Source organism: Ochrobactrum sp. AP1BH01-1 (assembly GCF_018066705.1).
Taxonomy (GTDB): domain Bacteria; phylum Pseudomonadota; class Alphaproteobacteria; order Rhizobiales; family Rhizobiaceae; genus Brucella.
On sequence record NZ_JAGPOU010000002.1, the window covers coordinates 590,418 to 602,877 of the forward strand.

The window sequence follows — 12,460 nt, forward strand, 5'->3', positions numbered from 1 at the left end:
CCGCCTTCAAAATCGCAAGGTCCAAGTGGGACCGGCTCATCGGGTTGTCGGGTCCAGCTTATCACGCAGCCAATCGCCCACAAAACTGATCGACAGCGTCGTGAACATGATCACGAATGACGGCGCGAGCATGATCCACGGCGCACGGGTGAGATATTCGCGGCCATAACCAACCATATTGCCAAGGCTGGTCATTGGCGGCTGCACACCAAGACCCAGAAATGAGAGACTGCTTTCGAGAAGAATAATCTCCGGAAATGTCAGCGTCATCGAGACGATCAGCGTCGAAGCGATATTCGGGAGAATATGCTTGATATAAACGCGCGACGGCGTAGCGCCAAGCTGGGTAACCGCCGCTGCATAGCCTTGCGCATTGGCAGAAACGGCGAGCCCGCGAGCGATACGGGCATAACGTTCCCAGCCGTAGAAGCCCATCAGACAGGTCAGCAGCAGAAGCGAGCTTCCGAAGAAGGCTAGCACAGCGAGCGACAGAATGAGGAATGGCAACGCGGCCTGAAAGTCAGCAAGCATGACTACTACCTGTTCCACCGCGCCTCTAAAATAAGCTGCAAGGAAACCGAGCGTCGTTCCGACCACCGCAGAAATGACTGTCGCACCGAATGCGATGAGCAGCGAAATGCGAATGGACTCGATGAGGCGCGAGAGCACGTCACGTCCGAGCTCATCGGTACCAAGCCAATGTTGCGGATTACCCGGCAATGCGAGCCGGTTTTTCAGATCGAAAGCTGTGATGTTGTAAGGCCTGATCCAATCCGCAGTCAGAGCAATCAGGATCATCGCCGCGATCCAGATGAAGCCGATGATGACCATCAGCGGAATGCGTTTACCGGTCTTTTTGCCCTGCGTAGAAACAGCGGCGGTATTGGCGGTCATATCCGTCATCGGTTCAGCCTCACGCTTTGCCCTGCGCCTGGCGCAGACGCGGATCGAGATAACCGTAGAGAAGGTCGACGACGAAGTTGGAGACCACCATCGTCGCGGCTACGAGAAGCAGGATGCATTGCACGATTGCGAGATCGCGATTGGCGACGGAAACCACGAGTAATCTGCCCACTCCAGGCCACGAAAAGAGCGACTCCACAACCACTGCACCTGCAATCAGTGAGCCCACCATGAACCCGACGATAGTGACGATCGGAATGGCTGCGTTAGGTAGCGCATGCCGCCAGACCACGTTGCGCCACGACACGCCTTTGGCGCTCGCCGTGCGAATGTAAGGTTGCCCCAGAATCTCGATCATCGCGCTGCGGGAAAAACGCGCCAGAATGGCGGCACCACCAAGTCCCATCGTGATGATGGGGAGAATGGCGTGCATCCAGCTATCCTGCCCGCCCGAGGGTAGCCATCCAAGCGACACCGAGAACACCAGCACGAGCAGCAGGCCAAGTACAAAACTCGGCAGCGTGAAGCCGATAACGGCGGCCGCCATGACTGCTCGATCAATGAAGCTGTTGCGATGCAGCGCCGCATAAATTCCGGCAGGGATGCCGAGCCCAAGCTTGATCAGCAATGCCGGTATCGTGAGTTGAAGCGTGGCGGGGATGCGCTCCGCCACGAGTGCGATTGCCGATTGGCCATCGCGCATCGATATTCCAAGATCGCCGCGTGCGATGGCTCCGAAATACCGCAAATATTGCTCCCAGAGCGGATCGTCGAGACCCCAATTCTTCCGAAATGCGGCTATGGCTTCCGGGGGCGCATCCGGGCCCATGATGATCTGGGCTGGATCACCAGACATGCGCAACACCACAAAGGCAAATGTGACCACTAGAAGAATAGTCACAAATGCGCGGAATCCGCGAACCATCAGAAATCTAAGCATGAATAACGTCCGTCTGAAGGGTCCCTGCAAAATGGCAGGCCACTTTGCGCCCCGCTGGCATGTCGAGGAGTTCAGGTGTCTCGCTGCTGCAGCGCGGAGCCGCAAAACGGCAGCGTGGATGAAAGGCACAGCCACTCGGTCGTGCTGCAGGGTTTGGCGGCTCCCCTTGCAGGATGATGCGATCACTGAGTGGCGTTCCGGCAACCGGGACGCTGGACACAAGCGCCTGCGTATAAGGATGTAGCGGCTTGGCAAAAACTTCGTCGGAAGACGCTTCTTCGACAATACGGCCCAGATACATCACGGCGACCCGATTCGATATATTGCGCACTACTTTCAGATCATGGCTGATGAAAACCATCGCAATGCCTTCGCGTTCCTGCAAATCCCGCAAAAGGTTTACGACCTGCGCCTGAATGGAAACATCGAGCGCCGACACGGGCTCGTCACACACGACGAGGCGCGGTTTGGACGCGATAGCCCGCGCGATGACGACGCGCTGGCGCTGCCCGCCCGAAAGCTCATGCGGATAGCGCGAAGCCTGATCGGGCCGAAGCCCGACCGCTCGCATCAATTCCGTAACACGTGATTTCTGTTCATCTGGCGTTCCGATGCCATGGATTTCCAGAGGCTCGGCAATCTGGCGGCCGATCGGAATCCGGCGATCCAAGGCTGCCAGAGGGTCTTGATAGACGAGCTGCATACGTGCTCGTAAAGCGCGCCAGCTTGCCGTCTTCTGGCGAGGCAGGACCGAGCCTTCGAACGTGACTTCTCCCTCGCTGGGATCTTCCAGACCGAGAAGCAACCGCCCCGTCGTGGATTTACCCGAACCGGATTCACCGACAATGCCCAGCGTTGTTGCGGGGGCGACCGATATGGAAAGCCCATCGACGGCACGCACTGCGACCGCCTTTGCAAAAGGGCCTTTGCGCGACGTGTAGGTTTTCACAAGGTCGCGGGCTTCAATGAGAGCGGCTGTCACTGTGCTATCGCCTTTGTATTCGCTTGTGTTGAAACATGAGCACCCATGGATGACAGCAAATGCGACGCGGCCGGATAGGGGTGAAAGCAGGCGACTGTGCGCCCTTCGCCCGCGTCGTCCTGGGGAACCCCAAGTCTTGGAAGACTTCGCGCGCAGAGATCGCTCGCGCTCAGACAGCGAGGCGAAAATGCGCAGCCCTGTGGAAGCTTTCCGGGCTCGGGAACCGTCCCCTCAATGGGGATCAGGCGATTGCGCCCGCCATCGAGGCTCGGAATGGAATCAAACAACCCATGCGTATAGGGATGGCGCGGAGCGACAAAAAGCGCTTCGGTCCGGGCCTGTTCGACGATACGTCCGGCATACATCACCGAAACCCGTTCGCAAATTTGCGATACGGCCCCAAGATCGTGGCTGATAAAGACCACAGCCATGCCTGTTTCCGCACGCAACGCGGCCAGTAGATCGAGAATTTGAGCCTGGATCGTCGCATCCAGTGCTGTTGTAGGCTCATCTGCAATCAGGATGTCGGGATTACCGGCCAGCGCCATGGCAATCATCAAGCGCTGGTTTTGACCACCGGAAAATTCGTGCGGATAGTTATCGATGCGTCGGCCTGCATCGGGTATCCCGACCAGTTCCATCAATCGCAAAGCTTCTGCCCGGGCTGCCGGTCCTCTCAGGCTGCGATGAAGCCGGACGGCTTCCTCAATCTGTCGCCCAACCCGGATAACCGGATTCAACGAACTCGACGGGTCCTGAAAGATCATCGCAATACGACCACCCCGAACACCTTCGAGCGTGCTGCGCGATGCGGTCAGCAATTCTGTTCCTTCTAGGAGAACACTGCCGGAAATCGTCGCCTTCTTCGGAAGAAGACCGAGCGCTGCCAGCCAAGTCACAGACTTGCCGCAACCAGACTCCCCAACTAACCCGACAGCTTCGCCTCGCTCGATCGAGAGGTCGATACCATGCAGAACCGGCAAGCCATCAAAGGCAACCTTGAGATTGGAAATTTCGACCAGCGGCATCATGCAATCCTTCTGGTTCATTCACAGTCACGGGGCTTGAAACCCCAAAGGAAAAGCGAGCCCGGCTGAACCAGGCTCGCCTCTACAAATGGATCAGGCCCAGTTGTTTTTGCGGAAATCCATTGCGAAAGCGGGTGCCGCCTTCCATTTCAATGACTTCGGCTTGGCCGTGAAAGTCGCATTCTGATGGAGGACCGTGTAGGCTGGGTCTTCACGTTCGCAGATTTCCAGCATCCGCTTGAATGCTTCCTTGCGCTTGGCGTGATCGGTGCTTGTTTCCAGAATGACCGAAAGCTTGTTTGCTTCCTCGTTCGTCCATTCACCGACCTGCTGCTGCTGTCCGTTCGGACCATGCTGACTGACGATGGAGGAAACCGGATCGTTGAACGGTGCGGAGTTGGACCAGTCGCGCACGGCACGTCCCGGGCTCTTTTCCAGAACCTGTTGCCAGTTTTCCTGCATCTGGATTTCAACGTTCAGGCCCACCTGATTCCACATCTCCACGAGAATCTGCGCCGTCGGGGTCTGGTTTGTGTAGTAGTTATTGAGCAGGCGGTAAGGGATAGCATCCCCCTTATAACCCGCTTCTTTCAACAGCTGCTTGGCGAGATCCGGGTTATATTCCGGAACATTCCAGCCCTGAACGAACATATCGCCGTAATAGTCCCACTGGAGACCGGCCGGAACGACGGTACGACCGGCCCAAAGCGAATCCACGATCGCCTGACGATCGATCGCATGGGTGAACGCGCGGCGCACCAACGGATTTTCCAGCTGCGGATGGAACTTGTCGAACACTGTCAGACGGTGGTTGAGGATCGTACCGCCCTGAACCTCGAAAGCGTCGTTCTTTTCAATGCCCTCGATCTGGTCCGGCGGAATATCGCAGGCAAACTGATATTCGCCCGAGAGCAGACCATTGATGCGGGAAGCAACTTCCGGCACTTCGATGAAGCGGATCTGCTTCAGCGGCGGGCGTCCACCCCAATATTCGTCATGAGCTTCGAGCACCAGCATGTTGTCCGGCTTGAACTCGACAACCTTGTAGGGGCCGGTGGTGATCGGCTTGCGCGCCCAGTCGAGGTAGCTTGGGGATTCCTCCCAACCGCGACGGCTCATGATCTGGCTGCCATAACGCGAGATACGGCCTTCCATGGTCACGTCTGGCGTACCGTTCTTGAAACGCACCGTATATTTGTCGACCACTTCGACACCCAGCAGGGCCGGCCAGGAACGGCGGGCCGTCGCCGGTACTTCCAGCGGCAGTTCCTTGCTTTCGCGACCAAGCGGATTTTTCTCCGAGACGTAAATCGTCTTGCCTTCGGCTGGCTGCGTGTCACCGAACATACGTTCCTTGCCGAAGGTGAAGGCAACGTCTTCGGCTGTCATCTCGTCGCCATTGTGGAACTTCACACCCTGACGGAGTTTCAGTTCGACAGTCTTGTCGTCAATACGGGTCCATTCGGTAGCAAGGCCAGGCACAGCCGAAAGACCGCCAAGCCAATCGCGGTCGATCAATGCTTCCCAGATACTGGAGAAGAAAACGCGTTCGCCGACATTCGACTGTTCGCGAAGAACGTCCAGCGTGTTGCTGTTCGCCACCTTCTGCACAGCAATGGTGATCGACGGGCGATTGTCAGCCTGTGCGATGGCAAAGCGCGGCAGGATGAGTGTGCCGGCGGCACCGGCTGAAAGTCCAAGCATCCCGCGTCGGGTCAGATTGATCATTGGTTGCTCCTGAGATCAATGGTTGCGCGTTGTCAGCCCTTGCGGGCCGGATCTGTAATGGGTGAGTGTCCGGTCGGCATGAGACAGCCGCCACGACAATGCCTTTTGGGCGTAGTCGCGAACGAGAACCGCATAAGCGGGATTGTCAGCCAGATTGTTGAATTCATGCGGGTCTGCCTTCAGGTCGAAGAACAGCGGCGGCAGAGCCGCAAAATGCACATACTTGTAGTTTTCGTCTTCGATCACACAGAGGCTGCAATCATCCTGGGAAAGCTGGACCGAGTTCTGCGGCTGATCATAGAAGACATCCCGGAAATCGAACTCGTAATGCAGTTCCGTGCGCCAGTCCGCAGGCTTTCCTTCGGACAGAAACGGCAGCAGCGAACGACCGTCGCAGGCACGAGGCGTTTCTCCACCCAACCACTCAAGGATGGTCGGCATGACGTCGATACTTTCGGAAAAGCCCTCTTCGATCTGGCCGGCGTGCCGGTTCTGCCCCGCATCCTTTATGACCAAAGGGATGCGGAAGCTTTCGGCGTTGTAGCCAATCTTGCCGAGAAGGTGATGATCGCCCAACTGTTCGCCATGATCGCTCGTGAAGATGATCAGCGTGTCATCCCACTGACCGGTTTCATCGAGATAAGCAAAGACCCGCCCGAGGCAATCGTCGATCTCGGTGATCAGTCCGCAATAGGTGGCGCGCATCTGGCGAATTTCACCTTCATCAAGCGTTGCGCCCGAACCTTCCGCGCCATGGAAGAACGAACCGCGCCTGATATGATCGATATAGTGCTTCATAAGCGGATGCTGTGCCGCTTCGGCATCCGGACTATCCGCGCGAACGGGCGCAGGCATATCTTCCGCCTTGTACATCGCATGATAAGGCGCTGAGGCAACGAAAGGCGGATGCGGGCGATAATAGCCAAGATGAAGGAAGAACGGCTTCCCAGCTCTGCCCTTCAGATATGTCAGCGCGCGCTCCGTGAAGAATGTCGAATCCGAAAATTCCTTCGGGATGCGCGATGGTTTGTCGGTAGCCCCAGGTACGGAATGCTCGCCTTCCGGCAGCCAGATATCTTCGCGGTTCTCCGGCAGTTCGAAGCCGTTCTGCGCCACCCAGCCGAAATATCCGTCCATGTTGGGCTCGAATGCGCCAACCGAGCGAAATCCGTCCATGATATCGCCAAGAACCGTAAAACGCGGGTCTCTCGGAGAAGTGGAGCGCGGATCAGGTGTCGTCGTCGTGTAACCGATGAGTGCAGGATCGTAGCCAATGGCACGAAGGGCTTTGCCCAGATTCAAATGACGCTGATCAAGCGGAACAGTATTCTGCACTGCCCGGTGGTTCATCAGATAGAGGCCCGTCAGCAGGCTTGCCCTTGCGGGGCCACACGGCACACAGGTCGTGACGTGGTTGCGGAAGGTCAAACCTTCCTGGCAAAGACGATCAAGATTGGGCGTTGTAAGGAAGGGTTCGCGTCCCTCCGCCCGCATCAGGTGAGGGATAAAATCTGCTCGCCATTGATCAACGACGATAAGCAGGACATTTTTTCTGGTCATGTTGGCCTCGTTATTTCCGAGGCTTACTAGGACCCTTGTATTTCAAGGGCATGACCCTTGTGTAATGTTTTGGTGAAGCTCTGATTACAGAAACGCCGACCCATGGCCGGCGTTTCACATATGTCGATGGAATAGTCGATTATTCCGCCTTCGCTTCGATATCGACCTTGTCGAGCAGAGTGAGCGGATCTTGCGATGCAGCTACCATTTCTAGAGCCCCAATACCCTTGTCCGCTTTCGCTTTGACGGTGAGCTCGAAAATATTCGGCTTTGCGAGGAAGGTAGAAAACGCCGTGGCAACATCCTGCAACTGTGGCTGGTCCGCTGCCAGTTCCTGCAGAGCGGCTGCCGCCATCAGAGACACCGTGCTGCGCACTTCGTCTTCAGACATATTATTTTCTTCGGCATACATTTTGATGCCCTTGGCGATGATACCCTTTTCCTCAATTTTGAGGTTCACCTGTTTGGCCTTGAGCCCAAGCAAAGCGACCTGGGTCATCACCTTGTCACCCGAGAAGAACTCCTTGGTGAAGCCACCCATCAAGCCAGACATGGACACGGACCCCATATCCTTGCCACTGATGGAAATGTCCTTGATGTTCAGAGTCTGGTTCGCCTCATCCCAGTTCGCCTCGAAATTTGAGGACATGGTAAGACGATCATAGCCGAGTTTCCGGAGCTGCTGGTAGAACTCATCACTGCCCTGCGCCGGGACTTTGAGCGACATATCTTCATAAGCCACGCGTACGTCGGTAGGAATGCCGTTATAAGGCTTGTTTAGCGCGACTTCGTAGCTCTTCATGGCAAACTGAATGCGTTCGGGCAGTGAAGGAACCGACGTTTCTTCCGTTGCAGCCTGATCCGCATCGTCCGCGTTTTCCTCGCCTGCGTCGACATCTTCAGACTTGTCGTATGGCAGGTCCGCGTCGATTCCCACGACCCGAAGCGTGCCGAATTCCGGGAGCATTGTCGTATAAGGGAAGTTCTCAACCTGATCGTCGCTCAGCGACGCGAACTTTTTCAACGCTTCGATCGACGTCGCCCAGGAGAAGCCCGTCAAGGAAGCTTCCTCCATCTTCATGTAGTCCTGGCCTTCCGCAAACCCGAAACCTTTGATGGTAGCGTCCATCTTCTGATTGTCGAAACCGACCGCGATATGTTCGATGCCCCCCTTGCCCTTCGAGGAATCAGTCGGCTCGATCTTCAGGCCGATCATTTCAACATCACCCTTGCCAATCGTTTCGAACAGTGAAGTCAGTAGGAGAATAAGCTCACGCGTTTCTGGCGGGGAAAGCTCGTCCGCCTTTTCGAGGGCCTGCAGCTTTTGCAAAGTTTCGGTGAATGGCACGGCCGGCATACGAGCTGAAAAACCGTTGCTGCGAACTTCATCATAACTGAAGGTCACATCCTTCGTCTTCATGACAATGTTTTTCGCCGAGAACGGTCCATAGACCGGCTTGGCCTCCTTGTCGTCGGGACCTGCCTTCTCGGTATAGAGACGCGCAAGGAAGACACCATCGATGTCTTTGCCCTCTGCGACCCCCATGCTACCCGTCATTTTGTCCGTGACTTTTTCACCGTCTTCGCCGGGCACTTCGATCGTAAAGTCGAAATCTGTGCCGCCAGCGGTATAGCGAGCAACCTTACCGAGCGTGATATCTTCCAGCGCAACGTCCTTATAGACGATGTTCTGTTCGTTATTCGCAACGGTCTGGACGACCTTGATCTCCTGTGCGGTCAAGCGCTTTGCCGAGAAACGACCAACACGTTCCGGCAGCGTCAGACCGCTATTGCCGAATGTGTCCTTCAGCATGGTGCTATCGAAGTTAGCATCATCGATCACCACGCTTGGAATAGAAATCTTGTAATTTCCGATCTCCGTATCGATGCCCGACGCGTTCAGCATACCCGTGAGGAACAGTAACTTCGGACGTCCATCAACCGAAGCGATACGAACGTTGGAACCATCCTTCAACGGCAACGTCACGTCGCGCAGGTGGATACGTCCGAGAAAATCCGCTTCAACAGAAGAGGCCTTGCCGCCACGCTTTTCAAGCTGCGATGTAATCGTCTTCTCAAGTGTGAACTTGTATCCGGTCAAACCGGCGGCAGCGATGGCGATTACCGCAACAGCTGCCCACAGCGCCTTGCGCCCGCCCTTGCGGGTTCCGTTCTTTGCCTGCTCCACGATGCTGGTCCTTTCAGCGCAAATTAAAACGGTGTCTGTGCAAGCTTATTGTCTAGAACGAATTCGCAGTCGAAAGGGAGGCTTTGACATTGCGTTAATACGGCTGAAACAACTGCTTAAAACACACAGCCTGAATCGGTCAGGCAGACAGATGCTCTAGCTACCGGAAATTGCAAGCGCAAGCAGGGGCACAAAAGTTTCTCACAATATTTTACGCTTTGCTGAAACAATACTCAGGCAAAGGAACATACAAACATTCGCAATCTCGATGGAAATATCTGTCGAACCATTTGAGTTGCCGAGCCGATAGCTATCCCGCTCATTCAAACACAAGGATACTGTCGCCGCTCAAAGCGGCTGATCGGGATGCGGAGATGCGCAGTAGGCGCCCCAGACGGACTGATCGAAGTTCACGATAGCGCCGGTCATCAAGCCGGACTCTTCCGAAGCCAGGAAAGCTATCGCACGGGCAACTTCGGCCGGATCGATCAGCCTTCCGAATGGCTGGTTTCGCGCTGCTTCATCCAGCCAGTTCTCCGGCGCATTGTGGAATTCACGCTGGATGCGATCTTCACCGTCCGATGCCATCCAGCCAATATTCAGGCTGTTGATGCGGATGCGGTTGCGAAGAACCGAATAGGCTACGTTGCGGGTCAGCGTATCCAGCGCACCCTTGGATGCACAATAGGCTGCAATGAATGGCTGGCCGCCCATCGATGACATCGAAGAAATGTTGACGATCGTCCCCTCCACCTTATCGCGACGGAATAGCTTTATTGCTTCCTGAATGAGGAAGAACGGCGCTCGCGTATTGACCGCAAACAGACGGTCGAACAGTTCAGGGATGGTATCCAGAATGGTGCCGCGATCCGTCAAACCGGCAGCATTTACGAGAACGTCGAGCCTTCCAAAAACACGGTCGGCTTCTGAGACGATTTTGCGGCAGTCGTCCACTTTTTCAAGATCAGCCCGTACGAAAACGGCTTTAGCTCCGAGATTTGCCAACTGATCAACTTGGGCTCGTCCTTTCTCAGCCGAACGTCCGCATATCACGAGACCTTTAGCGCCTCTTTCAGCAAACAGCTTCGCTGCTGCCGCTCCAAGCCCCTGCGTACTGCCGGTGATGACAGCAACTTTGCCGCTGAATTGTCCACTCATTCTGCGCTCCCAAAAGCCCGATCAAACGCGACCGCCGAGTTCAGCAGTCAAATCGGCAAGTTCCTGCCCGCCAGCCATGAGACTTTGCAGTTCATCCATGTCCACATCGTTCTTCGTCCGCGTTCCGAGCGTTACGCCGCGATTGAGAACCGTGAACTTGTCGCCAACCGCATGGGCATGGCGAACATTGTGGGTAATGAAGATCACCCCCAGCCCGCGCGAGCGAACCAGATTGATATATTTGAGAACCATCGCTGTCTGACGTACGCCGAGCGCCGAGGTCGGTTCGTCAAGGATGAGCACCTTTGCGCCGAAATAGACGGCGCGGGCAATTGCCACACACTGCCGCTCACCACCGGATAGCGTTCCCACGGCCTGCTGCGGATCACGAACGTCAATCCCGATCTTCCGCATTTCCTCGCGCGTTACTTCTTCGGCCTGCAAAGTGTCAAACCAGCGGAACGGCCCGACACCCTTTGTCGGTTCGCGCCCCAGAAAGAAATTGCGCATAACGGACATCAACGGGATCATCGCGAGATCCTGATAGACGGTCGCGATGCCATGATCGAGCGCATCGCGCGGACTGTTGAAGGAGACCGGCTTTCCCTCGACCAGAAAGTCGCCGCTCGTCGGCTTATGCACGCCGGAAAGCGTTTTGATCAGGGTCGATTTACCCGCGCCATTGTCGCCAAGGAGACAATGCACCTGCCCCGGCTCCACGCTCAGCGAAACGCCGTTCAAGGCGATGACCGGACCAAAATGTTTGACGAGATTGCGAACTTCGATGATGGGTGTCGTCATGGCAAATCTCCCTCTCAGCGCTCGCCGGTCGCGCGCTTGCGAATGAAGTTGTTGAAGAGCACCGCGATCAGCAGCATTCCGCCAAGAAAGACCAGATACCAGTCCTGATCAATCTGGGTATAGGTCAACCCGATCAACACCATGCCGAAGATGATAGCGCCGAAGAACGCGCCGATTGCGGAACCATATCCCCCGGTCAGCAGACAGCCGCCAATCACTGCGGCGATAATCGCCTCGAATTCTTTCTGAAATCCGCGGCGCGCATCGGTTGAGCCGGCATCAAGAACGGTAAGGATGGCCACCAAAGCTGCGGCCATGGCGGTACACATGAAAAGCGTGGTTTTAACGCGACGTACTGGAACACCGGAATTGCGCGCGGCGAGAGCGTCGCCGCCTGCCGCGAAGATCCAATTGCCGAAGCGGGTGCGCACCAGCACATAGGTCGCGATAATGGCAATAGCGATGAACCACAGAACCTCGACCGGCACGCCTTTCACCGAAGGCTCACCATTGGGAAACTTGGCAATCAGGTCATTCTCAGCCATCCAGGCGAAAAGTCCTTGAAAGGCATCGCCGGAAAAGAGCCCTGCAAGATAACTGCCCGCAACGGCTTCCTTCACACCGCGCAACTGGGTGGCTCCGCCTGTAGCCCATTTCAGCCCAACCAGCGACAGACCGCGCAGAATGAAAAGGAAAGCAAGCGTTACGATAAAGGATGGCAGACCCGTACGAATAACTATCTGGGCATTCACCACACCTACGAAAGCTGCAAAAAGCAGTGTGACGATGATGGCGATGCCGAGTGGCACCTGCCACACGACAAGGGCAGCGGCAAAGATCAAGCCTGCAAATGCTACCATCGACCCGATGGAGAGATCGAATTCACCGCCGATCATAAGAAGCGCGGCAGCAACGGCAAGAATGCCAAGCTGCGAAGCGGGGGCCATGAAATTCATGATGCCGGCTGCGGTAAACATAGCTGGATTGGCCACGGATACGAAAAAGATCGTAATAAGTATCAACCCGGAAACCGCCCCCAATTCCGGCCTGCTGAGGAGCCGCTGCAACGGGCTGGCTGACTGCAATCGCTCATCCTTCGATAGCGCCGCCGTACTGGCCTTTTGATGGGGAAGTGGCTCACTCATGATCTTCTCCTGATGCATTCCGGGCGC

The 12,460-nt window shown here is 56.0% G+C and carries 10 protein-coding genes; all 10 read right to left on the reverse strand.

Annotation, left to right across the window (positions count from 1 at the left end):
* Positions 1–36 precede the first annotated feature (36 nt).
* Complete coding sequence (locus J9800_RS08245; protein ID WP_210845692.1) at positions 37–903, reverse strand: ABC transporter permease; 867 nt, start codon at positions 901–903, stop codon at positions 37–39.
* 10 nt (positions 904–913) lie between these two features.
* Positions 914–1,843, reverse strand: a complete 930-nt coding sequence (locus tag J9800_RS08250; RefSeq protein WP_114216748.1) for an ABC transporter permease — start codon at positions 1,841–1,843, stop codon at positions 914–916.
* On the reverse strand, positions 1,836–2,825 hold the full coding sequence (locus J9800_RS08255) for an ABC transporter ATP-binding protein (protein WP_114216749.1): 990 nt from the start codon (positions 2,823–2,825) through the stop codon (positions 1,836–1,838). Before J9800_RS08255 ends, J9800_RS08250 begins: the two co-directional genes overlap by 8 nt.
* The gene (locus tag J9800_RS08260; protein WP_114216750.1) at positions 2,822–3,856 is read right to left on the reverse strand and encodes an ABC transporter ATP-binding protein; all 1,035 of its coding nucleotides are present in this window, start codon (positions 3,854–3,856) and stop codon (positions 2,822–2,824) included. Before J9800_RS08260 ends, J9800_RS08255 begins: the two co-directional genes overlap by 4 nt.
* A gap of 90 nt (positions 3,857–3,946) precedes the next feature.
* Positions 3,947–5,581 (reverse strand): ABC transporter substrate-binding protein, encoded by a 1,635-nt coding sequence (locus J9800_RS08265; protein ID WP_114216751.1) that lies wholly within the window; start codon positions 5,579–5,581, stop codon positions 3,947–3,949.
* 15 nt (positions 5,582–5,596) lie between these two features.
* The gene (gene pehA / locus J9800_RS08270; RefSeq protein ID WP_114216752.1) at positions 5,597–7,141 is read right to left on the reverse strand and encodes a phosphoric/sulfuric ester hydrolase PehA; all 1,545 of its coding nucleotides are present in this window, start codon (positions 7,139–7,141) and stop codon (positions 5,597–5,599) included.
* A gap of 139 nt (positions 7,142–7,280) precedes the next feature.
* Positions 7,281–9,329 (reverse strand): aq_1923 C-terminal domain, encoded by a 2,049-nt coding sequence (locus J9800_RS08275; RefSeq protein ID WP_114216753.1) that lies wholly within the window; start codon positions 9,327–9,329, stop codon positions 7,281–7,283.
* Positions 9,330–9,677: 348 nt separating this feature from the next.
* On the reverse strand, positions 9,678–10,487 hold the full coding sequence (locus J9800_RS08280; protein ID WP_114216754.1) for an SDR family oxidoreductase: 810 nt from the start codon (positions 10,485–10,487) through the stop codon (positions 9,678–9,680).
* 21 nt (positions 10,488–10,508) lie between these two features.
* Positions 10,509–11,288, reverse strand: a complete 780-nt coding sequence (locus J9800_RS08285; protein ID WP_112592476.1) for an ATP-binding cassette domain-containing protein — start codon at positions 11,286–11,288, stop codon at positions 10,509–10,511.
* A gap of 14 nt (positions 11,289–11,302) precedes the next feature.
* Entirely contained in the window at positions 11,303–12,433 is a 1,131-nt protein-coding gene (locus tag J9800_RS08290; protein WP_112592587.1) for an ABC transporter permease, read from the reverse strand.
* Positions 12,434–12,460 lie beyond the last annotated feature (27 nt).

Coding starts and splice junctions, on each gene's coding strand:
- J9800_RS08245 (WP_210845692.1), bottom strand. CDS start 903: ATGACGGATATGACCGCCAATACCGCCGCTGTTTCTACGCAGGGCAAA.
- J9800_RS08250 (WP_114216748.1), bottom strand. CDS start 1,843: ATGCTTAGATTTCTGATGGTTCGCGGATTCCGCGCATTTGTGACTATT.
- J9800_RS08260 (WP_114216750.1), bottom strand. CDS start 3,856: ATGATGCCGCTGGTCGAAATTTCCAATCTCAAGGTTGCCTTTGATGGC.
- J9800_RS08265 (WP_114216751.1), bottom strand. CDS start 5,581: ATGATCAATCTGACCCGACGCGGGATGCTTGGACTTTCAGCCGGTGCC.
- pehA (WP_114216752.1), bottom strand. CDS start 7,141: ATGACCAGAAAAAATGTCCTGCTTATCGTCGTTGATCAATGGCGAGCA.
- J9800_RS08280 (WP_114216754.1), bottom strand. CDS start 10,487: ATGAGTGGACAATTCAGCGGCAAAGTTGCTGTCATCACCGGCAGTACG.
- J9800_RS08285 (WP_112592476.1), bottom strand. CDS start 11,288: ATGACGACACCCATCATCGAAGTTCGCAATCTCGTCAAACATTTTGGT.
- J9800_RS08290 (WP_112592587.1), bottom strand. CDS start 12,433: ATGAGTGAGCCACTTCCCCATCAAAAGGCCAGTACGGCGGCGCTATCG.